A 25844-nucleotide genomic window follows, 5' to 3' on the forward strand; every position below is an offset into this window, starting at 1 on the left:
CCGTCTGGCATGGACAGCCACCTTAAAGAGCGGACCCCATGAAACGCCTGCCACTCGACGACAGCTTCAAGGTCAATCGCAACCCCGTCACCCTGCGCGAAATCGTGCTGGATAAACTGCGAAGCGCCATCATGAACTTCCAGCTGCTGCCGGGCGATCGCCTGGTGGAGCGCGATCTGTGCGATCGCCTGGGCGTGAGCCGTACGTCGGTGCGTGAAGCCTTGCGTCACCTGGAATCCGAAGGTCTGGTCGAGTTCGCTGACGCCAAAGGCCCGCGCGTAGCGATCATCACCCTCGCCGATGCGGTCGACATCTATGAGCTGCGTTGCGTACTCGAAGGCCTGATCGTCCAGCTGTTCACCCTGCGCGCCAAGGCCAAGGACATCAAGGCCCTGGAAAAAGCCCTCGACGAGAACCGCAAGGCGCTCAAGGACGGCGAACTGCAACAGGTGATCGACTCGGTACAGGGTTTCTACGACGTGCTGCTGGAAGGCTCGGGCAACCATGTCGCGGCCACTCAGCTGCGTCAGTTGCAGGCGCGCATCAGCTACCTGCGGGCGACGTCGGTCTCCCAGGAAAACCGTCGCGGCGCCAGTAACCACGAAATGGAAAAAATGGTCGAGGCGATCAAGAGCGGCGATCCGCTGGCGGCGCATCAGGCGTGCGTCGATCACGTGCGCGCTGCGGCTGCCGTGGCCCTCGACTACCTCAAGCGCAAGCAGGAAGAGACCGGCGCCACTCCACCGATCACCCTGCCCATCGCGCTGAAAGAACCGCGCATAGGTCACTGACATGTTCAGCCCGAGCTTTTGCCCGAAATGCGGTGGCGCTGACCTCGGTCAGCAGGTGCCGCCGGGCGATACGCACGAGCGCCTGATGTGCCGCGGCTGCGGCTACATCCACTATGTAAACCCGAAGATCATCGCCGGCTGCATCATCGAGCAGGACGGCAAATACCTCTTGTGCCAACGAGCGATTCCCCCGCGCCCCGGCACCTGGACCTTGCCCGCCGGTTTCATGGAAAGCGGCGAAACCACCGAACAGGCCGCCCTGCGCGAAGTCTGGGAAGAAAGCGGCGTGCGCGCGGAAATCGTCTCGCCATACTCGATCTTCAGCGTGCCGAAGATCAGCGAGGTCTACATCATCTTCCGCGCCCTCGCGCTGGAGATCACCGGCCAGTACGGCCCGGAAACCCTCGCTTGCAAGTTCTTCGCCCCGGAAGACATCCCGTGGGAGCAGATCTATTACCCGGCGATCCGGCAGATCCTCGAACGCTACATCGAGGAACGCCAGGCCGGGGTTTATGGCATGTACATGGGCAATGACGACAGCGGCAAGATTCATTTCATGCGTTGATTAAACGTCACTTGCCAGAGATGCAGAGCTGGGCCCGGGTCCTCGACAGCTGTTCACTCAATCCGGCATCGCACGAATGATATCCGCCAAATCATCTTTGGTGATTTCATTGGCTTTGAGAGCAGCGGAGATGTCTTTCTTGGAGAGCGGGAAACGCTTGAAAATGTCCTTCAAGGTATCGGCATCAATATTGGCGAGCCAAAGAGGATCAATAAAAGAACCGCCATATTCAGGCTTCATTGGGACTTCTTCGTGGGCAATGACACCTTTGTGATTCAGATATACAACATAACGATCGTGCCCTTCAGGAAAGCTTTTATCGTGATATAGCGTTGTTCCCATGGGCAGGACATAGTAATTGTCATCGCCACCTTGCCCTTCGATCAGCAGTGGTTCTTTGGTTTTAACCATCTCCAGATCGCGTCCCTTCGCACTGTTCCCGAAAATCAGAAAAGCCAGCAAAACTGCATTTACCAATAGAGCCGCCACTAGCCAGGGGCCTACTCGCCTACCTGCAAACATTCCTTTTGTCATGCGCATCAATATTCCCTTAGAGCACATCGTGTAAAACCGCAGGCATTAAATTCCTTTCTGCGGGCGATCTCCTGATCCTGAAAAATATCAAAAGATCGCCGCCACGTTCGATTCTGTGGTTCCTGAGGGCTAGTGGGCAAGCCGTTACGGCGCCATCCCTTCCACAATGATGATCTCCGCCCTCGCCCATTCCTCGCGATAGCTCTTCGCTTCCTGATACGCCGCGGAGCGATAGCACGCCACCGCCTGCTCATAGCTTTCGAATTCAATCACCACGCTGCGCTGGGGCGTCGTCCGTCCTTCCATTGCTTCGCTGCGCCCGCCTCTGGCTAAAAACTTCGCGCCGAACTCGGCGAACGCTTTCGGCGCGCGCTGCGTGTATTGGCTGTAGTGATCGGGATCGGTGATGTCCACGTGTGCAATCCAGTACGCCTTCATAGTGACCTCTTGGTTGATTTTGTATTATGGTATACCACGAATTTCACCCATATCGAGAGTCCAGCATGGCCTTCAACAGCATCGAAGAAATCATCGAAGATTATCGCCTCGGCAAAATGGTGTTGCTGGTCGATGACGAGGATCGGGAAAACGAAGGCGACCTGCTACTGGCCGCCGAGTGTTGCACGCCCGAGGCGATCAGTTTCATGGCCCGTGAGGCTCGAGGGCTGATTTGTCTGACGTTGACCGACGATCATTGCCAGCGACTGGGGCTGGAGCAAATGGTGCCGAGCAATGGCAGTGTATTCAGCACCGCGTTCACGGTCTCCATCGAAGCGGCGGTCGGCGTGACTACCGGGATTTCCGCGGCCGACCGCGCGTGTACGGTGGCCGCTGCGGTGGCGCCGAACGCACGCGCAGAAGACCTGGTGCAGCCGGGCCATATCTTTCCGCTGCGCGCCAAGGAAGGTGGCGTGTTGACCCGTGCCGGTCACACCGAGGCTGGTTGCGATCTGGCGCGGCTGGCTGGTTTCACGCCCGCCTCGGTGATCGTCGAAGTGATGAACGACGACGGCACCATGGCCCGTCGTCCGGATCTGGAAGTCTTCGCCCGCAAGCACGGGATCAAGATCGGCACCATTGCCGACCTGATCCACTATCGCCTGAGTACCGAACACACCATCGAACGCATCGGCGAGCGGGAACTGCCGACGGTGCATGGCACGTTCCGTTTGATTACTTTCGAAGATCGCATCGAGGGCGGCGTGCACATGGCGATGGTCATGGGCGAACTGCGCCGCGAAGAGCCGACGCTGGTGCGCGTGCACGTGATCGATCCGCTGCGGGATCTGGTCGGCGCCGAGTACAGCGGGCCGACGAACTGGACGTTGTGGGCGGCGTTGCAACGGGTCGCGGCCGAAGGGCATGGCGTTGTGGTGGTGCTGGCCAATCATGAATCTTCCCAGGCGCTGCTGGAGCGCATTCCGCAACTGACTCAACCGCCTCGGCAGTTCAGTCGCTCGCAATCGCGGATCTATTCGGAGGTCGGCACCGGGGCGCAGATTCTGCAGAACCTGGGCGTCGGCAAGCTGCGCCACCTGGGCCCGCCGCTGAAATATGCCGGGTTGACTGGCTACGATCTTGAGGTGGTCGAGAGCATTCCCTTCACCGAATAACCCCGTTTGCCAGATAGCCGGTACGGCAAAGTGCTTGCACAAAGATTGGAATACCATAATATGATATTCCATAGACCGGATGACCTGAAAAACCGTCCAGCTACTGCTCCCGACAGGCGGGCAACAACGCAAGCCCGCTCAAAAACACAACAATGAGGGCGTAAAAATGGTGTTGAACAAAGCTGCAACCGCGATCTTTTTCGCGGGACTGCTGAGCGTGACCGGTCAGGCCGCGATGGCCGCCGAGAGTGTGAACTTTGTCAGCTGGGGCGGTAGCACCCAGGATGCGCAGAAACAGGCCTGGGCCGATCCGTTCAGCAAGGCCAGCGGCATCACCGTCGTGCAGGACGGCCCGACCGACTACGGCAAACTCAAGGCCATGGTCGAAAGCGGCAACGTGCAATGGGACGTGGTCGATGTCGAAGCCGACTTCGCTCTGCGCGCCGCTGCCGAAGGCCTGCTCGAACCCCTCGATTTCAAACAGATCCAGCGCGACAAGATCGACCCGCGTTTTGTCAGCGACCACGGCGTCGGCTCGTTCTTCTTCTCCTTCGTCCTCGGCTACAACGAGGGCAAGCTCGGCGCCAACAAGCCGCAGGACTGGAGCGCGCTGTTCGACACCAAGACCTTCCCCGGCAAACGCGCCCTCTATAAATGGCCAAGCCCCGGCGTGCTTGAACTGGCCCTGCTCGCCGACGGCGTAGCGGCCGACAAGCTCTACCCGCTGGATCTTGATCGCGCTTTCAAGAAACTCGACACCATCAAGAAAGACATCGTCTGGTGGGGCGGCGGCGCGCAGTCGCAGCAACTGCTGGCCTCCGGTGAAGCGAGCATGGGCCAGTTCTGGAACGGCCGGATCCACGCCCTGCAGGAAGACGGCGCACCGGTCGGTGTGAGCTGGAAACAGAACCTGGTCATGGCCGACATTCTGGTGGTGCCAAAGGGCGCGAAAAACAAGGACGCGGCGATGAAGTTCCTGGCCAGCGCCAGCAGTGCCAAAGGCCAGGCCGATTTCTCCAACCTGACCGCCTACGCCCCGGTCAACGTCGACAGCGTGGCGCGTCTGGACTCGACGCTGGCCCCGAACCTGCCGACTGCCTACGCTAAGGATCAGATCACTCTTGATTTCGCGTACTGGGCCAAGAACGGTCCGGCCATCGCGACACGGTGGAACGAATGGCTGGTCAAATGAAAATGGCGGCCACCGCGTCCCGTCCCTCCACTGCCACCGGGAGCGCCCCGAGCGCTGCCGGCCTGGCTGAAGGCAAAAAGGCGAGTGCCATGGCGCAAGCCCCGTCCCTCAAGCAACGCTGGCGCGGCGCCGGCAATCTCGCGCCGGCGCTGCTGTTCCTCGGTCTGTTCTTTCTCGCCCCGCTGATTGGCTTGTTGCTGCGCGGCGTGCTGGAACCAGTGCCGGGCCTTGGCAACTATGAACAATTGTTCGCTAACTCGGCGTACGCCCGGGTGCTGTTCAACACCTTTTCGGTGGCGGGACTGGTGACGGTGTTCAGCCTGCTGCTGGGCTTCCCGCTGGCCTGGGCAATCACCCTGGTGCCACGGGGCTGGGGCCGCTGGATTCTGAACATCGTGCTGCTGTCGATGTGGACCAGCCTCCTCGCCCGCACCTATTCCTGGCTGGTGCTGTTGCAGGCTTCGGGCGTCATCAACAAAGCCTTGATGGCGATGGGCATCATCGATCAGCCGTTGGAAATGGTGCACAACCTGACCGGCGTGGTGATCGGCATGAGCTACATCATGATCCCGTTCATCGTGCTGCCGTTGCAGGCGACCATGCAGGCCATCGACCCGATGATCCTGCAGGCCGGTTCGATCTGTGGTGCCAGCCCGTGGACCAACTTCTTCCGGGTGTTCCTGCCGCTGTGCCGGCCGGGTCTGGCGTCCGGCGGGTTGATGGTGTTCGTAATGTCGCTCGGTTACTACGTCACCCCGGCGCTGCTGGGCGGGGCGCAGAACATGATGCTGCCGGAATTCATCATTCAGCAGGTGCAGTCGTTCCTCAACTGGGGCCTGGCCAGCGCCGGCGCCGCGTTGCTGATCGTCATCACGCTGGTGCTGTTCTATGTCTACCTGAAGCTGCAACCGGAATCCCCGGTTGGCGCCAGTAACGCGAGGTAAGCCGACATGCTCCTGACGCCCAATGCCATGAGTCGCCGGATGCGCTTCGGCCTGTATTTCACCACCGGGCTGATCGGCCTGTTCCTGCTGTTGCCGATCGTGTTCATCGTCCTGCTGTCGTTCGGTTCTTCCCAGTGGCTGGTGTTCCCGCCACCGGGCTGGACGCTGAAATGGTACGTGCAGTTCTTCTCCAACGCCGACTGGATGAGCGCAGCGCTGGCCAGCCTCAAGGTCGCGGTGCTGACCACGATCTGCGCCGTTGCCCTCGGTTTGCCGACGGCCTTCGCGCTGGTGCGCGGACGCTTCCCCGGCCGGGAAATGCTCTACGGTCTGTTCACCCTGCCGATGATCGTGCCGCTGGTGATCATCGCCGTGGCGGTGTACGCGCTGTTCCTCAAGCTCGGCTACACCGGCACGATGTTCGCCTTCGTCGTCAGCCATGTGATCGTCGCGCTGCCGTTCACCATTATCTCGATCATCAACTCGCTGAAACTGTTCGATCAGTCGATTGAAGACGCAGCGGTGATCTGCGGTGCGTCACGCCTGCAAGCGGTGTTCAAGGTGACCTTTCCGGCGATTCGTCCGGGGATGGTGGCCGGCGCCCTCTTCGCCTTCCTGGTTTCGTGGGACGAAGTGGTGCTCAGCGTGATGATGGCCAGCCCGACCCTGCAAACCCTTCCCGTGAAAATGTGGACCACCCTGCGCCAGGACCTGACGCCCGTGATCGCCGTCGCATCGACGCTGCTGATCGGCCTGTCGGTATTGGTCATGGTGATCGCCGCCGCCCTGCGCCGGCGCAACGAAATCAGCGCCTGAGCGCCCAGGAGTACGACATGAGTGCCGTGATCAAAGACGCATCCCAGCAGAACGACAAACCCCTGGTCAGCCTGCGCAACCTGAACAAGCACTACGGCGATTTCGCGGCCGTGGACAACATCTCGCTGGACATCAAGGACGGCGAATTCCTGACCTTCCTCGGCTCCAGCGGCTCGGGCAAAAGCACCACGTTGTCGATGCTCGCCGGCTTCGAAACCCCGAGCAGCGGCGAGATCCTGGTCAACGGCCAGTCGCTGATCAACGTGCCGCCGCACAAGCGCGACATCGGGATGGTGTTCCAGCGTTATTCGCTGTTCCCGCATCTGTCAGTGCGCGACAACATCGCGTTTCCGTTGGCGATCCGCAAACTCGCCGCCGCTGAACGTGACAAGCGCGTCGATGCGATGCTGAAACTGGTGCAGCTGGAGCAATTCGCCCATCGCCGCCCTTCGCAACTGTCTGGCGGCCAGCAGCAACGGGTCGCCATTGCACGGGCGCTGGTTTACGAGCCACGCATTCTGCTGATGGACGAACCGCTCGGTGCGCTGGACAAGAAGCTTCGCGAAGACTTGCAGGATGAATTGCGCCAGCTGCACCGTCGCCTCGGCATCACCATCGTCTACGTGACCCACGACCAGGAAGAAGCCATGCGCCTGTCCCAGCGCATCGCAATTTTCAGTCACGGCAAGATTGTCGGGCTCGGCAGCGGGTATGACCTTTATCAGAATCCGCCGAATGCGTTTGTGGCGTCGTTTCTGGGTAACTCGAACTTTCTCAAGCTCAAGGCGCAGGGTAATGCGGCGGCGAGTTTTGAGGGGCAGTCGCTGTCGATTCGCCTGACCGCTGGATTGCAGACCGGGCAGGATGTTTTGCTGATGGTGCGTCCGGAGAAGGCGTTGGCGTTGAGTGTGCAGCAGGCGGCGAGTGAGCCGTTGGCAGCGGGCTGGAACGAGGTTTCGGCGAAGGTGGTTGAGGTGTTGTTTCTGGGTGAAAGCCAGACGTGCAGTGTGGTGACTTCGGGTGGGACTTCGATGACGGTGAAGGCGTTGTCGGCGGCGGGGATGCCGTTGAAGGCTGGGGATCCGGTTCGGGTGCGGTGGGCGACGGCGGATGCTTGCGTCTATACCGAGTGGGCCGAAAGTGATCTGAACAAAGCTGCCGGATCACACTAAGTTCTTCAGAAAACAACGGAACCCTGTGGGAGCGGGCTTGCCCCGGGCGGCGATCCGACGAATAGGCCGGCACATTCAACATCAATACTGAATTTGCTGGCCCCTTCGCGGGCAAGCCCGCTCCCACAAGTTCTGCGCCAATCAGTTGACTGGCGGATAGCCTTCGATCTTGTCCGGCCAAGCCGTCAACACCTCAAACCCATCCTCCGTCACCGCCACCATGTGCTCCCACTGCGCCGACAACGATTGATCCTTGGTCACAACCGTCCAGCCATCCGCCAGACTCTTCACATGACGCTTACCGGCATTGAGCATCGGCTCGATGGTGAAGATCATCCCCGCCTTCAGCTTCAAGCCCTGCTCCGGATAACCGTAATGCAGCACTTGCGGTTCATCGTGATAAACCTTGCCGATCCCGTGCCCGCAATACTCGCGCACCACGCTGAACCCTTCCTTCTCCGCCAACGTCTGGATCGCATGTCCGATGTCACCCAACGTGGCGCCCGGCCGAACGACGCGGATCCCCGCGCACATGGCGTCGTAAGTGGTCTTGATCAGGTGCCGCGCCTCGGGCGTCGGCTCGCCGACCACGTACATGCGGCTGGTATCACCAAACCAGCCGTCCTTGATCACCGCGATGTCGAGATTGACGATGTCGCCGTCCTTCAGCACGCGCTTCGAAGGAATGCCGTGGCAGACCACTTCGTTGACCGACGCGCAGACGGTTTTCGGGAAGCCGTGGTAACCGACGTTGGCCGGAATGGCTTTCTGCACATTGACGATGTAGTCGTTGCACAACTGGTCGAGCTGATCGGTGGTGACGCCAGCCTTGACGTGCGGTACCAGCATCGCCAGCACCTCGGCGGCCAGTCTGCCGGCCTCTCGGGATTGGGCGATTTCGGCCTGGGTGTTGATCTTGATCGGGTTTCTCATGCCTTGGCCGCCTCTTTGACCGAGGCGTTCTGCGCGGCATCCGCCAATGCGCAGACTTGCTGCAGATCCAGACCGCCCGACTGCTCGGCGCGAATCAGCAACCGGCAAATGGCGTGGTGATCAAGGTCGGGATACAGCTCGGCGAGCATGCCGATGCGCATCCAGTGTTCGGCCTGCGCGTTGATCGAGCGGCTGAGTGCGTTGCTGGAGATGCGCAGATTCTCGTGCATGTCCTCTGAAATTTTTACGATGCCCATGGCAATATCCGATACGAAGTGTATATGGATCGTATATTAATCGTGCATCGTCCGGGATTGCAAATCTTGCGCGCCCGTTAAATCGCAGGCAAAAAAAAGCTGCCCGGAAGGCAGCCGAATCATGAAAAGCACGCGATGTATTGGGGCCAAGTATTGGCAGCCGATAATGACAGTGTCATGACAGCGATGAATTCACTGAACCGCCCCACCCGCGTCATCAGGTTGTCATCGAACCCACGGCAGAATCCTCGCAAACCGTCCCGCGCCTCCCGACGGAAGATTTGCAAGGATCCCCATGAAAGAAGACACCTCGCTGTTTGCCGCCATCGATCTCGGTTCCAATGCCTTTCGCATGATGATTGGCCAGTCGGTGCGCAGCAGAAAGGGCTTCATGATTCAGGAGGTCAAAACCTTGCGCGAGCCGGTGCGGCTGGCCGAAGGCTTCGACGGCCGGGCACTGGATGAAATGGCGCTGGATCGCGGCTGGCAGGCGCTGGCGCGGTTCGGCAAGAAGCTGCGCGGTTTCGAGCCCGGTCGCGTGCGCGCAGTGGCGACCAGCGCGGTGCGCGAGGCGGACAATGCGCAGCTGTTTCTGGCCAGCGCGGAACGGCATCTGGGGTTTCGCATCGATGTGATTTCCGGGCATGAAGAAGCGCGTCTGGTCTATGCCGGTGTGGCCCACACCTTGCCGGTCGCCGATGACATGCGCCTGGTGGTCGACATTGGCGGTGGTTCCACAGAACTGATTCTGGGCCAGGGCGCGCAACCGCTGCTGACCGAAAGCATCGCCCTCGGCAGCGGTACCTTGAGCACGCGCTACTTTCGCAACGGCGAGATTTCCCCCGGTGCGCTGCAAGAAGCCGAACGGGTGGCCATCCTGCAATTCGAAAAGGTCGCTCGCCGTTATCGCGCCCAGGGCTGGCAGCAGACGATTGGCTCTTCAGGTACCGCGCGGATGCTCGCCAAGGTGCTCAAGGCCAATCGCCTGAACGATCATGGCGAGAGCGGCATCACCTACGGCGGCCTGCTGCGGCTGTCGTTGCGCCTGCTGGAAGTCAGCAATGTTCAACAGCTGAAACTGGCCGGCCTGCAACCCCATCGCCAGAGCATCCTGCCCGGCGGTCTGGTGGTCATGCTGGCAGCGTTCAAAGTGTTCGGCATCTCGCAAATGGTGCCCTCCGAACCCGGCTTGCGACTGGGCGTGCTGCACGGCCTGATGAGCAACCACTGAGCGATTTTCGCTGCAGGATTTTCACTGCCGGATCAAGCGCTTCGTGACGCTGAAGACGCCCTTTCAATACTCGATGACGCCTGCGTATAAACCCCTGCAAATCACTTCCTTCCCCTGTCCAATTTCGTTCTATCGTTAGATCGAAATGGCTGTATTTCCGGCCGTTTAAAGGTTGCGACAGCTCAGGTCTGAGCCTATGTTGCACGCGAGCTTTTTCCCCGCGAATGGAACGCGATCAACACCACAAAGAGGTGAAGAGATGTCAAAGGATTCACGCCCTGCCGTACTTGGGCTGATCGGCAATACGCCGCTGGTACAAGTCACCCGCTTCGATACCGGTCCCTGCACCCTGTTTCTCAAACTCGAATCACAGAACCCCGGCGGTTCGATCAAGGACCGCATCGGTCTGGCCATGATCGACGCCGCTGAGCGCGACGGTCGACTGCAACCGGGCGGTACGATCGTCGAGGCCACCGCCGGCAACACCGGTCTGGGCCTGGCCCTGGTTGGCCGCGCCAAGGGCTACCGCGTCGTGCTGGTGGTGCCGGACAAAATGTCCACCGAAAAAGTCCTGCACCTCAAGGCCATGGGCGCCGAAGTGCACATCACCCGCTCCGATGTCGGCAAGGGTCATCCCGAGTACTACCAGGATGTCGCCGCCCGTCTGGCCAAGGACATTCCCGGTGCGTTCTTCGCCGACCAGTTCAACAACCCCGCCAACCCGCTGGCCCACGAGTGCAGCACCGGGCCGGAAATCTGGGCCCAGACCGAGCATGACCTCGACGCGATCGTGGTCGGCGTTGGCTCGGCCGGCACCCTGACCGGTCTGACCCGTTTCTTCAAACGCGTACAACCGGATCTTGAAATGGTCCTGGCCGATCCGGTCGGTTCGGTGATGGCTGAATACAGCCGCAGCAAGCACTTGGGCACCGCCGGTTCCTGGGCGGTGGAAGGCATCGGTGAGGACTTCATCCCGTCGATCACCGACCTGTCGAGCGTGCGCAGCGCCTACTCGATCAGCGACGAAGAAAGCTTCGATCACGCGCGCCAGCTGCTGAAAGCCGAAGGCATTCTGGGTGGCTCGTCCACCGGCACCCTGCTCGCCGCCGCGCTGCGTTACTGCCGCGAACAGACCGAGCCGAAACGCGTGGTCAGCTTCGTCTGCGACACCGGCACTCGCTACCTGTCGAAGGTCTACAACGATCAGTGGATGACCGATCAGGGCCTGCTGCAACGCAAACGCTACGGCGACCTGCGCGACCTGATTGCCCGACGTTTCGAAGACGGCAAAGTTGTCAGCGTCGGCCCGGACGATACGCTGATGACCGCGTTCCAGCGCATGCGCCTGGCCGATGTCTCGCAGTTGCCGGTACTGGTGGATGGCAAACAACTGGTCGGCGTGATCGACGAGTCGGACATTCTGGTGCGTGTGCACGAAGACGCTTCGCTCTTCAGCAAACCCGTCGCCAAAGCGATGACGGACAAGTTGCAAACCCTCGCCCCCGGCGCCACGCTGGCTGAACTGGAAGCCGTGCTCAGCAGCGGCCTGGTGGCCATCATCGCCGACGCTTCAGGCTTCCATGGCCTGATCACCCGCGTCGACATGCTCAATCAATTACGGAGATCCCTGGCATGAGCCAGCACGACAAGAACGCCCGTCAACAGGGCTTCGCCACCCGCGTGATCCACGCCGGGCAAACGCCGGACCCGACCACCGGCGCGCTGATGCCGCCGATCTACGCCAACTCGACGTACCTGCAAGACAGCCCTGGCGTGCACAAGGGTTTTGACTACGGCCGCTCGCACAACCCGACGCGTTTTGCCCTGGAGCGTTGCGTGGCGGATCTGGAGGGCGGCACCCAGGCGTTCGCCTTCGCGTCCGGGCTGGCGACGATTTCCACCGTGCTCGAACTGCTCGACGCCGGCTCGCACATCGTGTCCGGCAATGACCTGTACGGCGGCACGTTCCGTCTGTTCGACAAGGTGCGTCAGCGCAGTGCCGGGCATCGTTTCAGCTTCGTCGATCTGGCGGATCTGTCGGCGTTCGAAGCGTCGTTGCAGGACGACACGCGCATGGTGATTGTGGAGAGCCCGACCAACCCGCTGCTGGGCCTGTCGGACCTCGCCGCCATCGCGCGCATCTGCAAGGCGCGCGGGATCCTCTGCGTGGCCGACAACACCTTCGCCAGTCCGTGGATCCAGCGTCCGCTGGAACTGGGTTTCGACATCGTGCTGCACTCGACCACCAAATACCTGAACGGTCACTCCGACGTGATCGGCGGGATCGCGGTAGTCGGTGACAATCCTGCGCTGGCCGAGCGTCTGGGCTTCCTGCAGAACGCCGTCGGCGCAATCTCCGGCCCGTTCGACGCGTTCCTCACCCTGCGCGGCGTGAAGACCCTGGCGCTGCGTATGGAGCGTCATTGCAGCAACGCACTGGATCTGGCGCGCTGGCTGGAACAGCAGCCGCAGGTCAAACGCGTCTACTACCCAGGCCTGGAATCCCATCCGCAGCACGAACTGGCCAAGCGTCAGATGCGTGGTTTCGGCGGGATGATTTCCCTGGATCTGAACAGTGATCTGGCAGGCGCTCGCCGCTTCCTGGAGAACGTGCAGATCTTCGCTCTGGCCGAAAGCCTTGGCGGTGTGGAAAGCCTGATCGAGCACCCGGCGATCATGACTCATGCGACCATTCCGGCGGAAACCCGTGCCAAGCTCGGCATCGGTGACAGTCTGGTGCGTCTGTCGGTGGGCGTCGAGGACATCGAAGACCTGCGCGCGGATCTGGCGCAAGCGCTGGCCAGTATCTAACGCCCGAAAACGTCAAAGCCCGCACGAGGCGGGCTTTGGTGTTTGAGTAGGCGGCCAGTGCTGGTCTCTGGCTTACAAGGTTTATCAGGCTTCTCACAGTACCGGACCAAATTGAAAGGGGTACGGTCTCGGCTGCTTCACACGGCATAAGGGCTGGATCTCAGCGCGGAGATCTTTCTAACCGTGTACCCTTCGGAACGCGCCCCACGTCCCCTTGCTATCCGCTTGCGCATCAGTCTGCGTCTTCGCCTACATTCTTGAGCCTAGCAAACGCGCGACATTGCGCTACGCGGTTTTTAGACTGATTGTTTTCTAGCGCCGGCCTGCAAGGAAGCTAACCGACTATCGCCTTCACGGCCCTTCAGCCTGCCTCTCGCCAAGGGCGAACTATACTTTTCAGTTCGCTGTCCAGATTTCCTGTAAACCGTCGACACCCGTGCACCCCTCCGGTGCCCCCGTGCCATTCACCAATCTGGTTGACCCCGGGCCGACGAGCCTTCCGTCAATGAACGAATGACGGGTAACGCTCGGTTGCTGTTTGGCTGATGGGGCGTGGAGAAAATCATGAAGCACACGCTTTGGCCGGGCCTCGTCCTGGCAGTTGCGGCAACGGTGGCAATGCCCAATGTCTGGGCTGCGAAGGCGCAGGCATTGGCGTCGGATGGGGCGGATCATGTGGGTGCGGGGGCGGTTGCTTCTGACGGCGCGGACCACGTTGGCGCAGGCGCCGTTGCTTCTGACGGTGCAGATCACGTCGGCGCCGGAGCAGTAGCTTCTGACGGCGCGGATCACGTCGGCGCCGGAGCAGTAGCTTCTGACGGCGCGGATCACGTCGGTGCTGGGGCTGTTGCCTCCGACGGTGCCGATCACGTCGGCGCCGGAGCAGTAGCTTCTGACGGCGCGGATCACGTCGGTGCTGGGGCTGTTGCCTCCGACGGTGCCGATCATGTTGGCGCTGGGGCTGTTGCCTCTGATGGCGCGGATCACGTCGGTGCTGGAGCTGTTGCCTCTGACGGCGCGGATCACGTCGGTGCTGGGGCTGTTGCCTCCGACGGTGCCGATCATGTTGGCGCTGGAGCGGTCGCCTCTGACGGTTCAGATCATGTCGGCGCCGGAGCAGTCGCTTCTGACGGCTCCGACCACGTTGGCGCTGGAGCAGTCGCTTCTGACGGCTCCGACCACGTCGGCGCACGCGCCCTCGCCGCCGATGGCGCAGACAAGGTCGGTGCCAACCGGCTCGCCTATTCCCGCGCAGGCGTCGGCTCCGACCAGGTCGCTTCCGCCCTCATGAGCGGCAGCTATTCCGACCAGTTCAACAGTCCTCAATAACCGCTATCGGCGCAACCAGCCCACCGCTGGTTGCGCCGCACTAGCACATTTGTGCTAATCGACCACCCCGGTCCCTGGCGTTATATTCCCTCGCAACCCCTGACGCTCCCCAACATTGCCGCTGTGCAGTGCGCGGGATCGTTGTGCCTGGAAAAACAACAACACCAAGGAAGAAACACCATGAAACCGCACTTCAGCCTTGCCAGAATCACAGTCCTCAGTGCCCTGCTCCTCGGCGCCGCCGGTTGCCAGACCGTAAAACCCACCGAAGACAGCATGAAAGAACGTGCCCAGACGGTCATTGGCCAGCCGGTCAGTAAAATCGCCAACGTACGCAACGACAGCACCCTCACCTATTACACGGCCTACACCGCCGCCGGCGAATACAACTGCGAGCAGCCCAGCGGCGTAATCATGGCCGTCGCTAGCATGGGCATCATGACGCCTCCCCTGTCTTGCCTGCCCAAAGGTGCGTCACCGATTCCGTACCAGTAATCCGGCGCAGAAAAACCGTACCAACGCCTCGTCTCACCCGGTAAAGGATACCGCTCGATCATGAAAACACTCATCGCCACCCTCAGCCTCGCGGCCGTCGTTCTGACCGGCTGCGCCACCCCCAAGCAATGGGAAGCCACCGGCGGCAGCAAGACCGACGGCGTTGTCCAGGTCTCCTATGAACTGGGCCAGTTCGAGAGCGGACAAACCTCCGCCGCTCAAGGGTTGGCCACGGCTGAAGGCCGCTGCAAGGTCTGGGGCTACAAGAGCGCCGAAGTCTCGGGCTCGGAGAAAAACATCTGCCGCACCATGGGTCAGTACAACTGCCTGCAAACCACCATCACGCAAGACTATCTGTGTAAGCGCTGACCGCTTCGGTCTGCCGGTCGCGCAGCGCGCGCAAGGTCGCGCGCAGCTCGGCCGGGCGTACCGGCTTGGACAGAATGGCGATCTGGCGATCATGCAGGGCCGCCTGGATTTTTTCGATGTCATGCCCGGTGATGATCATGGCCGGCACCGCATAACCGCGCTGACGGCGAACTTCATCGATGCACTCGATGCCGGTGCTGTGGGAGCCGAGGTCATAGTCGGCAACGATGATGTCGCAGTCCGTGACCAGGCCCTGCCCGCTCAGTTCCGCCTGCACAACGCAGCCCCAGCGCTCGAGCAACGCCGAGGTCGCCAGCAGAACGTTGCGATCATCTTCCACCAGACACACCTTCAACCCCGTCAGCAAACCGATTTGCCGAGCCTCCTCCCGATTGACCGGCACCTGCGGCGGCGCGAGTGGCAGTCCATGCAAGGTCACCGCCGTGCCATGCCCCAGCCGTGAGCGGATCGCGACGTCGACACCGATCAATTGCCCCAGACGCCGGACAATCGACAGCCCCAGGCCCACGCCTTCGACGTCCTTGTCGCGCAGCTGGCGTACCCGATAAAACTCCTCGAACACCTTGGGCAAATGCTCTTCGGCGATCCCGCTGCCGCGATCATAGATCGCGATGGCCAACCCTGCGCCGCGCTTGCGAACACCGATCAGCACCGGCCGGTGCGCACCGTATTTGAAGCAGTTGGAGAGCACGTTCTGCACCATCGTCGCGAGCAACGCCGGATCGGTGCGCACCCAGTGCTCGCAAGGCCGCAAGCGCAGTTCGACACCCGCCCAGCGTGCGGCTTCGGCGTTCTGGCGGATCAGATCCGCCAGCCATTCGCCCAGTTCAAGCGTCTGCAACCGGGGCAAAATCCGCCCGTTATCAAGGGTGTAGAGATCGAGAATCGAGCGAAACAGCTGCGACACGTTGAGCAGCGAACGGTCGATGCTGTCCACCAGCCGCCGCTCCTCCTCGCCCAGCCGCGACTCGCGCAGGCATGCGGTAAACAGGCCGATAGAATGGATCGGCTGACGCAGGTCATGACTGGCCTGAGCCAGGAAACGCGACTTCTCAAGGTTCGCAGCAACCGCTTCTTCAGATGCCTTGCGCGTACGCTCCAGCAGCAGGTGCGCATACACCGGAATCACCGTGCTGGTGATCATCAGCATCAACACCATGAACGGTTGCGCCTGCCAGTACGGCGTCAACCGATAGACCGCCAGCAGCGCCAGCAATGCCAGCACCGTGGCAATCGCCAGGTAGCGCGAGCCGTAGCGCATGCCGTTGCCGAGGTTGACCCAGACCATGACGGCATAAATGGGCAACGCCGCCTCACCACCGACCACCAACCCGAAACTGGTGCCGGTGTAATCGTGGAGCATGCCGAAAATCCGCCGCGCCGGATAATGCCCCGGCCAGCGCACGATGGCCTGGCGCAGCACGACGGATGCCAGCAGAAACAGGGAAATGTAGGTGACCACCGGCAGATAGGTATCGAAGCGCTGGCCCGGCAGGAAACCGAGCACGGCCATGTAAACCAGCGCGATGCTGGCGATGATGATGCGCAGATTGGCCTGGTCGAGCTCGGTGTTCTTTTCGAACTTCATGGGGGAACGTCCTTGTGCAGCAGTCGTCATAAACGCACGAATCAACAGGCAATGCCTTCGCCCGATGCTAAGGTGCATGCCATGAGCAATACAGACCCAGGGAGGGTTGCGCCATGACGTGCCGAATCATCATAGCCGACGATCACCCGTTGTTTCGCGAAGCGTTGCTGCGCACCGTCCAGCGTCTGCTGCCCAAAGCCCTGATCGAAGAAGCCGGCGACCTCGACGCCGTGCTTGCCCTGCTGCCGGCCGGCGATGAGCCCGACACCTTGATCCTCGACCTGCGTTTTCCCGGCCTGACCTGTGTCAGCCAGCTCGCGGAACTGCGTCGGCGTCTGCCGCGAACCACGCTGATTGTGGTGTCGATGGTCGATGACGAAGCGCTGATCGGCGACGTCATGGCCGCCGGCATCGATGGTTTTATCGGCAAGAACATCGCACCCGATGAGATGGGTCAGGCGATCCGGGCGATTCGTGAAGGTGAGGTACTGGTGAAATTCGCCCCGTCCGGCCTGCTGCCGCTGGACACCGGCACCGCCCTCACCCCGCGTCAGCAGGATGTGCTGCGGCTGATCGCCCAAGGCAAGACCAACAAGGAAATCGCCCGTGAACTGGATATTTCGCCGTTCACAGTGCGGATTCATGTGTCGTCGTTGTTGCGGGTGCTCAACGTGCCGTCGCGGGCAGCGGCGGCGGTGAAATATTCCGGAGCCTTGTAGCCTGCCTCCAGTTCAGCCTTGCGGGTGGACGGTCAGTGCGACCAGTTTCACCACAATCGGCCGGACCACGAGAATGCACAGAAACGCCACGGGCATCGCCAGTTTGTAGGCGTGCAGCGTATTGCTAAGGTAATCAGCATCAATCCCGAAATTGGAGGCGGTGATTACCAGCGACATAAGAAACGCCATGATGATCGCCATGTACAACGCGAATACGTACGGCATGGCACGGGCAGACAGCTTGCGCGGGCTGAATACTGTGGTTCTTGGAGAGAGTCTCTGATTCATGTCAGTCCTTGTTGACCGAAGTGGATAGGCGCCGAGCACCCTAACAAGTCTGCCACCCCGCAACTAGACTGATCGCCGTGAGCATTTTATAAACAAAATCTTATGAATTCGTCTTTGCCAGGATCAACGCATGAACCTCTTGGGTGCAATCGATTGTTTTATCAAAGTCGTTGAGGCGGGATCGATTGTCGGCGCCGCCAAAACCCTCGGGGTGAGTGCCGCCGCCGTCAGTCAGACCCTTGGTCGCCTTGAGAATCACCTCGACACACGCCTGCTGCAACGCACCACCCGCAGCATGGCGCTGACGGAGAGCGGTTCGGTGTATTTCGAGAAAGTAAAACGTATCGCGCTCGATCTGGAGTCCGCGCAGAGCGCCATCAGCCACGCGCAGACGCAACTCCAGGGACACTTGAGTATTGCCTCCACCGCCGGGTTCGGACGCCATGTTTTGGCCCCGGTAATTGCCGGTTTCGCCGAACGCTACCCGCAGTTGACGCTTGAGCTCTCGACGACCGACCGCAAAATCAATCACCTCCACGAAGGTATCGACTTGAGTCTGCGCATCGAGCCGCAACTGGAAGACGGCATCATCGCGCGCAAGGTTGCGACAGTGCCGTTCGTGATTTGCGCCAGCCCTGACTACCTGCAAAAAGCCGGTCGCCCGTCGACTCCGGCGGATCTTCAGCAACACGCCTGCCTGGCGTTCCGCTATCCGCTGGACGGACGGCTACTGCGCTGGTGGTTCGTTGAGCAGGGTCAGCGCTTCGAGGCTGGGATCAATGCGACCGCCATCAGCGACGATATCGACGCCCTGGCGCAAATGGCTGCTCATGGTGCCGGGATCACCCGACTGGCGGAATTCGTTGCCGCGCCCTATCTGGAGAGTGGTCAACTGGTCTCTTTATTCGAACCGGGCGGCGGCTCGACCTTTGCCAGCGCCGCGCCGCTCGAGATCTATGCCTGTGTGCAGGAGCGCGCCGCCATGACTTCCAAGGTCAAGGCCTTCACCGAATTTTTGCAGGAGTTCCTGCATACCCGCTGGCCCGCTCGATGAGGATCAAGGATCAACCTGCGCCATCAGTTCAGGCACCGATTCCTGCCGCTTCGCATAGCGCTGCGCCAGCACTGCGCAGACCATCAGTTGAATCTGATGGAACAGCATCAGCGGCAGAATCAGCACGCCAATCGTGCTGCCGGCGAACAACACCTGCGCCATCGGCACACCGGTGGCCAGACTCTTTTTCGAGCCGCAGAACAGAATGGTGATGCGGTCTTCCAGATTGAAACCGAACAGTTTGCCCAGCACTGTGGACGCCAGCAGCACAAGCGCCAGCAGGACGCAGCACGCCACGACCAGCCCCAGCAGTTCGATCACCGGAATCTGGTGCCAGATGCCCTCGTTCACCGCTTCGCTGAACGCGCCGTAGACCACCAGCAAAATCGAGCCCTGATCGACGAATTTCAACCAGTTCTTGTTGCGACCGACCCAGGCGCCGATCCAGCGACGGGCAATCTGACCGGCAATAAATGGCAGCAGCAATTGCACGCTGATTTTCACGATCGCGTCGAGGGTCGAGCCGCCGTCACCGTGGACGTTCAGCAACAGCGTCACCAGCAGCGGCGTGAGGAAAATCCCGAACAGGCTGGATGCCGCCGCGCTGCAGATCGCCGCCGGAATATTGCCCCGTGCCAGCGAGGTGAAGGCAATCGCCGATTGCACCGTGGCCGGCAACGCACACAGGTAAAGCATGCCCATGTACAGCTGATCACCGATCAATGGCGACAACAGCGGCTTGAGCGCCAGCCCCAGTAGCGGGAACAGGACAAAGGTCAGGCCGAACACCAGCAAATGCAGGCGCCAGTGGCCGGCGCCGGCGATGATCGATTCGCGCGACAGCTTGGCACCGTGCAGGAAAAACAGCAGCGCGATGGCGATGTTGGTCAGCCAGCCGAAACCGGTCGCGACCTGACCGCTGGCGGGCAGGAAGCTGGCCAGCAGCACCACGCCGATCAGGGTCAGGGTGAAGTTGTCGGGCAAAAATCGTGGGCGCGTCATGGTTTGTTCATCCGGGGGTTGCCAGTACGTGGAAGCGACTCTAACGTGACTGGAAATTACCGACTAACGCCGAAGAACCCACAGATGCCGCCAAAAGGACACGACAAGAGCGTCAGACGCAGCATTCCCGGGCTGCCGAGCCTGCCGCGTCCGCTGTACGGGCGCACCGAATCGCTGCCCAATCGCGCGCTGACCCGCCGCCACAGCCATCCGTGGGTGCAGTTGTCCTACGCGATACAGGGTGTGCTCGAAGTGCAGACCGCCGTCGGTCGTTTCGTTGCGCCGCCGGAGCGGGCGGTGTGGATTCCGGCGGGTGTGCCGCATCGGGTTTTCAGTTCGCCGCACACGGAAATGCGCAGCCTGTACATCGATTGCAGCGTCGCCAGTTGGGCGCCGGAGCGTTGTCATGTGCTCGGCGTCAGCGATCTTTTGCGTGAGCTGATTCGGGCCTTCAGTCAGATACCTGTCGAATATGACCAGAGCGGCCCGCACGGGCGTCTGGCCCAGGTGATCCTCGATCAACTGGCCGAGGCGCCGCCCATCGACCTGATGCTGCCATTGCCGCAGGACAGTCGCTTGCGGCAGATCTATCAGAGTCTGGAGCAACATCCGGAACAGCAGACGACCCTGGCGCACTGGAGCGAAAAGTTCGGCGTTACCGAGAAAACTCTGACTCGGCTGTTCCTGCGCGATACCGGTTTGACCTTCCGCACCTGGCGTCAGCGCCTGCGTCTGCTGGGTGCGCTGACACCGCTGGAGCGCGGCGAACGCGTCACCGACGTGGCTTTGGCCTGTGGTTATGACTCGACGTCGGCGTTTATCGCGGCGTTTCGCCAACAGTTCGGCGAGACGCCGGGAGAGTTTTTCCGATGAAATTAACCGATATTTATCGACTTTATGCATGCCATTGGGCAAATTTCAGGGTAGAGTTTCGCCCATCAAGAATCTTTGACATCTTTCGACGATAACAATGATCAACCACCCTTTAGCGAACCTGTCGGCGGTAACAGCATGATCGAAGTCACTGAAGTTTCCATTGCTCAATTGCGCGCGGCGCTCGAATCCGGCCAGACCACGGCGGTTGAACTGGTCCAGGCGTACCAGGCGCGCATCGACGCCTTTGACGGCCCGGACACCGCCACTGCCCTGAACGCAGTGATCGTGCGCAACCCTGAAGCGCTGAAAGAAGCGCAAGCTTCCGATGCCCGTCGCGCCAAGGGCGAAACCCTCGGTCCGCTGGACGGCATCCCCTACACCGCCAAGGACAGCTATCTGGTCAAAGGCCTGACCGCCGCGTCCGGCAGCCCGGCCTTCGCCGATCTGGTGGCCCAGCGCGACGCGTTCACCATCGAACGCCTGCGTGCTGGCGGTGCGATCTGCCTGGGCAAGACCAACATGCCGCCGATGGCCAATGGCGGGATGCAGCGTGGCGTCTATGGCCGCGCCGAAAGCCCGTACAACGCCGCTTATCTGACTGCGCCATTTGCTTCCGGCTCGTCGAATGGCGCCGGCACTGCCACCGCTGCCAGCTTCTCGGCATTCGGTCTGGCGGAAGAAACCTGGTCGAGCGGTCGCGGCCCTGCCTCGAACAACGGCCTGTGCGCCTACACCCCGTCGCGCGGGGTGATTTCGGTACGCGGCAACTGGCCGCTGACGCCGACCATGGACGTGGTGGTGCCCTACGCTCGCACCATGGCCGACCTGCTGGAAGTGCTCGACGTGGTGGTCGCCGAAGACACCGACACCCGTGGCGACCTGTGGCGCCTGCAACCGTGGGTGCCGATCCCGAGCGTCGCCTCGGTGCGCCCTGCTTCCTATCTTGAACTCGCCGTGAAAAGTGATGCACTGGCCGGCAAACGCCTGGGCGTGCCGCGCATGTACATCAACGCCGACCCTGAGGCCGGCACCAGCGACGAGCCGGGCATCGGCGGCCCGACCGGGCAGCGCATCAACACCCGCGCCTCGGTGATCGATCTGTGGAAACAGGCGCGTCAGGCCCTCGAAGCCGCTGGTGCCGAAGTCATCGAAGTGGATTTCCCGCTGGTCTCCAACTGCGAGGGCGATCGTCCGGGTGCACCGACCGTGTTCAATCGCGGCATCGTCTCCAAAGAGTTCATGCACCACGAACTTTGGGACCTGTCGGCCTGGGCCTTCGATGATTTCCTGCGCGCCAACGGCGACCCGAAACTCAACCGTCTGGCAGACGTCGACGGGCCGAAAATCTTCCCGCACGACCCGGGCACCCTGCCCAACCGTGAAGGCGATCTCGCCGCCGGCATGGACGAATACGTGCGCATGGCCGAACGCGGCATCACGCCGTGGGATCAGATCCCGACGTTGCCGGACGGCCTGCGCGGCCTGGAGAAAACCCGCAAGCTCGACCTCGAAGACTGGATGGATCGCCTCGGCCTCGACGCCGTGCTGTTCCCGACCAATGCCGACGTTGGCCCGGCCGACGCCGACGTCAACCCGGCCTCGGCGGACATCGCCTGGAGCAACGGCATCTGGGTCGCCAACGGCAACCTCGCGATCCGCCACCTCGGCGTGCCGACCGTAACCGTGCCGATGGGCGTGATGGCTGACATCGGCATGCCGGTGGGGCTAACGTTTGCCGGTCGCGCTTATGACGATTCGACGTTGCTGCGCCTGGCAGCAGCGTTCGAGGCGACGGGTTCGAAACGTCTAGTGCCGCCGCGTACGCCAGCACTGTCGGCAGGCAAGTAAATGCAAAAACGGCGGGATCGATTGATCCCGCCGTTTTTTTATCGCTCTGCCAGTTCTTCCAGCAAATCCGCCGAAGGCACGAAGAACAGACTCCCTGTGACGGCGGTGCTGAAGTCCAGCAACCGGTCGTAATTGCCCGGTGGCTTGCCGACAAACATGTTTTCCAGCATCTGCTCCAGCGGTTCCGGCGAACGCGCGTAGCCAATGAAATAAGTGCCGAACTCCCCCGCCCCGGGTCTACCGAACGGCATGTTGTCGCGCAGGATTTTCACTTCTTCGCCGTCCTTGGTGATGGTCGTCAAGGCGCTGTGGGAATTGCTCGGTTTGACCGAATCGTCCAGCTCGATATCGGACAGTTTGGTGCGCCCGATCACCCGCTCCTGCGCTTCGACCGACAATTCGTTCCACGCCTTCATGTTGTGCAGGTACTTCTGCACCAGCACGTAACTGCCACCACTGAACGTCTGATCTTCATCGCCCACGAGGGTGAAATGCTCGGCTTTGCGGCCGACCGGGTTTTCCGTGCCGTCGACGAAACCGATGATGCTGCGCATGTCGAAATAGCGGAAACCCTGCACCTCGTCGGTCACCGTCACGGCGCCGTCCAGCGCCGACATCAACTGCGTCGCCAGTTCGAAACACAGGTCCATCTGATCGGCGCGAATGTGCAGCAACAGATCGCCAGGCGTGGAAACCGCACGCCGCCCTTCTACGCCGAGCTCGCGAAAGTCATGCAGGGACGCCGGGCGCGGACTGCCGAACAGACGATCCCACGCGCTGGAAGAAAATCCGCAGACACAGGACAGGTTTCCCGAAGGCACGCGCTTGCCAACCGAGCGCGTCAGGCCGGCGATATCGGCGCACCAGCCGCGGACTTTTTCGGCGGCCTCGGCCTCGGCGTTGAGGTTCGCTACGATGAAGATGGCAGCGCTGGTGATCGGGCTGCAGACGGCTTGTGGATCTGGCGTGTCGATGATCGTAGCTCCCGGATTGGTGGACTGACTCGACAGCGAGGTTAGCAAAGAAGTGTTGAATGCAGTATTACCCGCGCTCTGCCCGTGTCGTCCGACACTTCGTTATTCACGAACAATACCCACGAAATAAACGATTTTTCTTTGTCGGAAGGCTCCTACTAGCATGGCCCCGTCTACCCCGAAAAACATAAAGACAGGGAGAACGGCATGCACCCCATCAACATCGGCGAACCCTGGATGTGGGTCGCCTTCATCGTTTTTGTCCTCGCCATGCTGGCCGTCGACCTGTTCGTCTTCGGTGGGCGCAAGGCGCATCGGGTCTCGGTACGTGAAGCCTCATCCTGGGTGATCGCCTGGTGCATGCTGGCGATGGCCTTCGCCGGATTGCTCTGGTGGTATCTCAACGGCGAATTCGGTCCCGAAATCGCCAAGGTCAAGACCCTGGAATTTCTCACCGGCTATCTGATCGAGCAGTCGCTGTCGATCGACAACATGTTCGTCTTCGTGATGATCTTCAGCTATTTCGCCGTGCCGCCGGAGTTGCAGCGCCGGGTGCTGCTGTATGGCGTGCTCGGGGCAATCGTGATGCGCGCGGCGATGATCTTTGCCGGGGTGTGGCTGGTGTCGCAATTCACCTGGCTGCTGTATGTGTTCGGTGTGTTCCTGATCATCACCGGGATCAAGATGCTGGTGTTCGCCGAGCAGCAACCGGACCTCGATAACAACCCGCTCTTGCGCTGGGTGCGCGGGCATCTGCGGATCACCAACGGCTTTCACGGCGAGCGTTTTTTTGTGCTGCAGAACGGTGTGCGTTGGGCCACGCCGATGTTTCTGGTGCTGGTGCTGATCGAGGCCAGCGACCTGATGTTCGCGGTCGACAGCATCCCGGCGATCTTCGCGGTGACGACCGATCCGTTCATCATTTTCACTTCGAACATCTTCGCGATCATGGGCCTGCGGGCGCTGTACTTTCTGCTGGCGGACATGGCCGACCGCTTTCATCTGCTCAAGTACGGACTGGCGCTGGTGTTGGTGTTCATCGGCGGGAAGATGACGGTGATGCCGTGGTTTCACATGCCGGTGGAGTGGTCGCTGGCGATTGTTGGCGGGCTGATTCTGGCGTCGGTGGTGCTGAGTCTGATCCTGACAAAGGACAAGTCGCCCGAGAGCGAAACGCAGGAAGGTCAGGCGAAGTAAAATTTGTGGGAGCGAGCTTGCTCCGGGCGGCGTTCCGACGAAGGCGTCAAATCAGCCAACTAATCTGTTGAATGACACAACGCTATCGCGAGCAAGCTCGCTCCCACAGTAATGTGAACTGCTACTTATCGGATTTGATGCTGGTCCACACCCGCGTCCGCACCCGCTCCAGTTTCTGCGGCAACGGCTGCACCACGTACAGCTTCTTCAGCGCTTCGCTGGTCGGTGTCAGGTTCGGGTTGCCGGTGATTTCCTTGTTGATCAGCGGCAGCGAATCCTTGTTGGCATTCGGGTAGCCGAGGAAGTCGCTGATGGAAGCGATGACCTTTGGATCAAGCAGGTTGTTGAGGAACTCGTGGGCCTCTTCGACGTTCTTCGCGCTCTTCGGAATGGCGAAGGTGTCGAACCAGATCGGCGCGCCTTCCTTCGGCAGGCGCCAGTCGACCACTACGCCGTTTTTCGCTTCTTTGGCGCGGTTGCCGAACTGGTAGAAGCTGCCGGAATAACCGATGGCCACGCAGATGTCGCCGTTGGCGATGTCGGTCATGTACTTGGCCGAGTTGAAGTAGGTGACGTAAGGACGAACCTTGAGCATCAGGTCCTTGGCTTTCTCATAGTCGGCCGGGTTCTGGCTGTTCGGGTCCAGGCCCAGGTAATGCAGGGCCAGCGGCAGGATTTCCGTCGGTGAATCGAGCATCGCCACGCCGCAGGATTTCAGCTTCTCCATGTTCTCCGGTTTGAACACCAGATCCCAACTGTCCACCGGCGCATTCTCGCCGAGTGCAGCCTTGACCTTGGCCGGGTTGAAACCGATCAACACGGTGCCAACCATGTAAGGCACGCCGTACTGATTGCCGGGGTCGTTGACGTCTAGCAATTTGAGCAGCGCCGGGTCCTGGTGACTCCAGTTCGGCAACTTGGACTTGTCGAGTTTCTGGAACACGCCGGCCTTGATCTGGGTATCGAGGAACTGGTTCGACGGCACCACCAGGTCATAGCCGGAGTTGCCGGTCAGCAGCTTGGCTTCGAGGGATTCGTTGGTGTCGAAGGTATCCCAGGTCACTTTGATGTTGCTTTTGGCGGCGAAATCCTTGGGCACCGACGGCAGGATGTAATCCGCCCAGTTGTACACCCGCAGTTCGCGCTGTTCGGCCTGTACGGCGCTCGCCAGCAGCGTCAGCCCGAAAACAGTGGCGCCCAGAATGCGTTTCATCGTGACCATGTT

General features: G+C 61.0%; 27 protein-coding genes. 17 read left to right on the forward strand and 10 right to left on the reverse strand.

Translation table 11 applies throughout. The features are described 5' to 3' along the window. Positions 1-38 precede the first annotated feature (38 nt). Together ABTV87_RS16555 and ABTV87_RS16560 are read left to right on the forward strand one after the other, a co-directional pair. On the forward strand, positions 39-791 hold the full coding sequence (locus tag ABTV87_RS16555; RefSeq protein ID WP_085603063.1) for a GntR family transcriptional regulator: 753 nt from the start codon (positions 39-41) through the stop codon (positions 789-791). Between the two features lies 1 nt (position 792). After that, on the forward strand, positions 793-1356 hold the full coding sequence (locus tag ABTV87_RS16560) for an NUDIX hydrolase (protein WP_007957402.1): 564 nt from the start codon (positions 793-795) through the stop codon (positions 1354-1356). 57 nt (positions 1357-1413) lie between these two features. Here the strand turns inward: ABTV87_RS16560 and ABTV87_RS16565 are convergent, their stop codons facing one another. After that, positions 1414-1896: a hypothetical protein gene (locus ABTV87_RS16565; protein WP_433897949.1), complete on the reverse strand. Its 483-nt coding sequence runs from the start codon at positions 1894-1896 to the stop codon at positions 1414-1416. 138 nt (positions 1897-2034) lie between these two features. After that, positions 2035-2328, reverse strand: coding sequence for a DUF1330 domain-containing protein (locus tag ABTV87_RS16570; RefSeq protein ID WP_248740711.1), 294 nt, complete (start codon positions 2326-2328; stop codon positions 2035-2037). A 65-nt stretch (positions 2329-2393) separates the two neighbouring features. On the opposite strand from ABTV87_RS16570, the gene ribBA reads away from it, so the two are divergent. The 5 genes from ribBA to ABTV87_RS16595 all read left to right on the forward strand — a co-directional run bounded on the left by ribBA (position 2394) and on the right by ABTV87_RS16595 (position 7627). Then, positions 2394-3503: a bifunctional 3,4-dihydroxy-2-butanone-4-phosphate synthase/GTP cyclohydrolase II gene (gene ribBA / locus ABTV87_RS16575; RefSeq protein WP_433897950.1), complete on the forward strand. Its 1110-nt coding sequence runs from the start codon at positions 2394-2396 to the stop codon at positions 3501-3503. Positions 3504-3669: 166 nt separating this feature from the next. Continuing rightward, positions 3670-4695 carry an ABC transporter substrate-binding protein gene (locus tag ABTV87_RS16580; protein ID WP_134023306.1) on the forward strand — a complete coding sequence of 342 codons (1026 nt, stop codon included), beginning with the start codon at positions 3670-3672 and terminating at the stop codon, positions 4693-4695. Then, positions 4692-5639 carry an ABC transporter permease gene (locus ABTV87_RS16585; RefSeq protein ID WP_085603052.1) on the forward strand — a complete coding sequence of 316 codons (948 nt, stop codon included), beginning with the start codon at positions 4692-4694 and terminating at the stop codon, positions 5637-5639. The genes ABTV87_RS16580 and ABTV87_RS16585 overlap by 4 nt, the downstream gene beginning before the upstream one ends. A 6-nt stretch (positions 5640-5645) precedes the next feature. Next, positions 5646-6455, forward strand: coding sequence for an ABC transporter permease (locus ABTV87_RS16590; protein WP_007957396.1), 810 nt, complete (start codon positions 5646-5648; stop codon positions 6453-6455). A 17-nt stretch (positions 6456-6472) separates the two neighbouring features. Then, on the forward strand, positions 6473-7627 hold the full coding sequence (locus tag ABTV87_RS16595; protein ID WP_433897951.1) for an ABC transporter ATP-binding protein: 1155 nt from the start codon (positions 6473-6475) through the stop codon (positions 7625-7627). Positions 7628-7768: 141 nt separating this feature from the next. Here the strand turns inward: ABTV87_RS16595 and map are convergent, their stop codons facing one another. Both map and ABTV87_RS16605 read right to left on the reverse strand, forming a co-directional pair. Further along, positions 7769-8560 carry a type I methionyl aminopeptidase gene (gene map, locus ABTV87_RS16600; protein ID WP_085603048.1) on the reverse strand — a complete coding sequence of 264 codons (792 nt, stop codon included), beginning with the start codon at positions 8558-8560 and terminating at the stop codon, positions 7769-7771. Beyond that, positions 8557-8817: a ParD-like family protein gene (locus ABTV87_RS16605; RefSeq protein WP_011334623.1), complete on the reverse strand. Its 261-nt coding sequence runs from the start codon at positions 8815-8817 to the stop codon at positions 8557-8559. Before ABTV87_RS16605 ends, map begins: the two co-directional genes overlap by 4 nt. Before the next feature lie 295 nt (positions 8818-9112). Here ABTV87_RS16605 and ABTV87_RS16610 point away from each other — a divergent pair, with 295 nt between their 5' ends. From ABTV87_RS16610 to ABTV87_RS16620, 3 genes are all read left to right on the forward strand, one after another. Continuing rightward, the gene (locus tag ABTV87_RS16610; RefSeq protein WP_007957392.1) at positions 9113-10048 is read left to right on the forward strand and encodes a Ppx/GppA family phosphatase; all 936 of its coding nucleotides are present in this window, start codon (positions 9113-9115) and stop codon (positions 10046-10048) included. Between the two features lie 259 nt (positions 10049-10307). Further along, the gene (locus ABTV87_RS16615; RefSeq protein ID WP_085603045.1) at positions 10308-11684 is read left to right on the forward strand and encodes a pyridoxal-phosphate dependent enzyme; all 1377 of its coding nucleotides are present in this window, start codon (positions 10308-10310) and stop codon (positions 11682-11684) included. Then, a complete protein-coding gene (locus ABTV87_RS16620) occupies positions 11681-12859 on the forward strand; it encodes a trans-sulfuration enzyme family protein (protein ID WP_221535677.1) in 1179 nt (392 codons plus the stop codon). Before ABTV87_RS16615 ends, ABTV87_RS16620 begins: the two co-directional genes overlap by 4 nt. A 396-nt stretch (positions 12860-13255) precedes the next feature. Here the strand turns inward: ABTV87_RS16620 and ABTV87_RS16625 are convergent, their stop codons facing one another. Beyond that, positions 13256-13924, reverse strand: coding sequence for a hypothetical protein (locus ABTV87_RS16625; RefSeq protein ID WP_433897952.1), 669 nt, complete (start codon positions 13922-13924; stop codon positions 13256-13258). A gap of 444 nt (positions 13925-14368) precedes the next feature. Between ABTV87_RS16625 and ABTV87_RS16630 the strand changes: the two genes are divergently transcribed. Together ABTV87_RS16630 and yecR are read left to right on the forward strand one after the other, a co-directional pair. Beyond that, positions 14369-14683, forward strand: coding sequence for a hypothetical protein (locus tag ABTV87_RS16630; protein WP_007950439.1), 315 nt, complete (start codon positions 14369-14371; stop codon positions 14681-14683). A gap of 60 nt (positions 14684-14743) precedes the next feature. Further along, positions 14744-15052, forward strand: coding sequence for a YecR family lipoprotein (gene yecR, locus ABTV87_RS16635; protein WP_007950440.1), 309 nt, complete (start codon positions 14744-14746; stop codon positions 15050-15052). Here the strand turns inward: yecR and ABTV87_RS16640 are convergent. Next, positions 15024-16661 (reverse strand): ATP-binding response regulator, encoded by a 1638-nt coding sequence (locus tag ABTV87_RS16640; RefSeq protein ID WP_221535676.1) that lies wholly within the window; start codon positions 16659-16661, stop codon positions 15024-15026. The two genes, yecR and ABTV87_RS16640, sit on opposite strands and share 29 nt — an antisense overlap. A gap of 113 nt (positions 16662-16774) precedes the next feature. Between ABTV87_RS16640 and ABTV87_RS16645 the strand changes: the two genes are divergently transcribed. After that, the gene (locus tag ABTV87_RS16645) at positions 16775-17380 is read left to right on the forward strand and encodes a LuxR C-terminal-related transcriptional regulator (protein ID WP_433897954.1); all 606 of its coding nucleotides are present in this window, start codon (positions 16775-16777) and stop codon (positions 17378-17380) included. A gap of 12 nt (positions 17381-17392) precedes the next feature. Here the strand turns inward: ABTV87_RS16645 and ABTV87_RS16650 are convergent, their stop codons facing one another. Further along, on the reverse strand, positions 17393-17668 hold the full coding sequence (locus tag ABTV87_RS16650) for a DUF2798 domain-containing protein (RefSeq protein ID WP_085603039.1): 276 nt from the start codon (positions 17666-17668) through the stop codon (positions 17393-17395). Between the two features lie 130 nt (positions 17669-17798). Between ABTV87_RS16650 and ABTV87_RS16655 the strand changes: the two genes are divergently transcribed. Further along, positions 17799-18722, forward strand: a complete 924-nt coding sequence (locus ABTV87_RS16655) for a LysR family transcriptional regulator (RefSeq protein ID WP_221535674.1) — start codon at positions 17799-17801, stop codon at positions 18720-18722. A gap of 3 nt (positions 18723-18725) precedes the next feature. On the opposite strand, the gene ABTV87_RS16660 is transcribed toward ABTV87_RS16655, so the two are convergent. Continuing rightward, positions 18726-19724 carry a bile acid:sodium symporter family protein gene (locus tag ABTV87_RS16660; protein ID WP_085603035.1) on the reverse strand — a complete coding sequence of 333 codons (999 nt, stop codon included), beginning with the start codon at positions 19722-19724 and terminating at the stop codon, positions 18726-18728. 84 nt (positions 19725-19808) lie between these two features. On the opposite strand from ABTV87_RS16660, the gene ABTV87_RS16665 reads away from it, so the two are divergent. Together ABTV87_RS16665 and ABTV87_RS16670 are read left to right on the forward strand one after the other, a co-directional pair. Continuing rightward, a complete protein-coding gene (locus ABTV87_RS16665) occupies positions 19809-20597 on the forward strand; it encodes an AraC family transcriptional regulator (protein ID WP_064597283.1) in 789 nt (262 codons plus the stop codon). Between the two features lie 138 nt (positions 20598-20735). Beyond that, on the forward strand, positions 20736-22448 hold the full coding sequence (locus ABTV87_RS16670) for an amidase (RefSeq protein ID WP_221535673.1): 1713 nt from the start codon (positions 20736-20738) through the stop codon (positions 22446-22448). Positions 22449-22486: 38 nt separating this feature from the next. Here ABTV87_RS16670 and ABTV87_RS16675 read toward each other — a convergent pair whose 3' ends face one another. Continuing rightward, complete coding sequence (locus tag ABTV87_RS16675) at positions 22487-23470, reverse strand: Dyp-type peroxidase (RefSeq protein ID WP_433897956.1); 984 nt, start codon at positions 23468-23470, stop codon at positions 22487-22489. 159 nt (positions 23471-23629) lie between these two features. Between ABTV87_RS16675 and ABTV87_RS16680 the strand changes: the two genes are divergently transcribed. Beyond that, positions 23630-24619, forward strand: a complete 990-nt coding sequence (locus ABTV87_RS16680) for a TerC family protein (RefSeq protein WP_085603028.1) — start codon at positions 23630-23632, stop codon at positions 24617-24619. Between the two features lie 121 nt (positions 24620-24740). Here ABTV87_RS16680 and ABTV87_RS16685 read toward each other — a convergent pair whose 3' ends face one another. Further along, the gene (locus ABTV87_RS16685; RefSeq protein WP_007950448.1) at positions 24741-25841 is read right to left on the reverse strand and encodes a polyamine ABC transporter substrate-binding protein; all 1101 of its coding nucleotides are present in this window, start codon (positions 25839-25841) and stop codon (positions 24741-24743) included. Positions 25842-25844 lie beyond the last annotated feature (3 nt).

This window comes from Pseudomonas sp. PSE1(2024), from assembly GCF_050990555.1.
Lineage (GTDB): Bacteria > Pseudomonadota > Gammaproteobacteria > Pseudomonadales > Pseudomonadaceae > Aquipseudomonas > Aquipseudomonas aphyarum.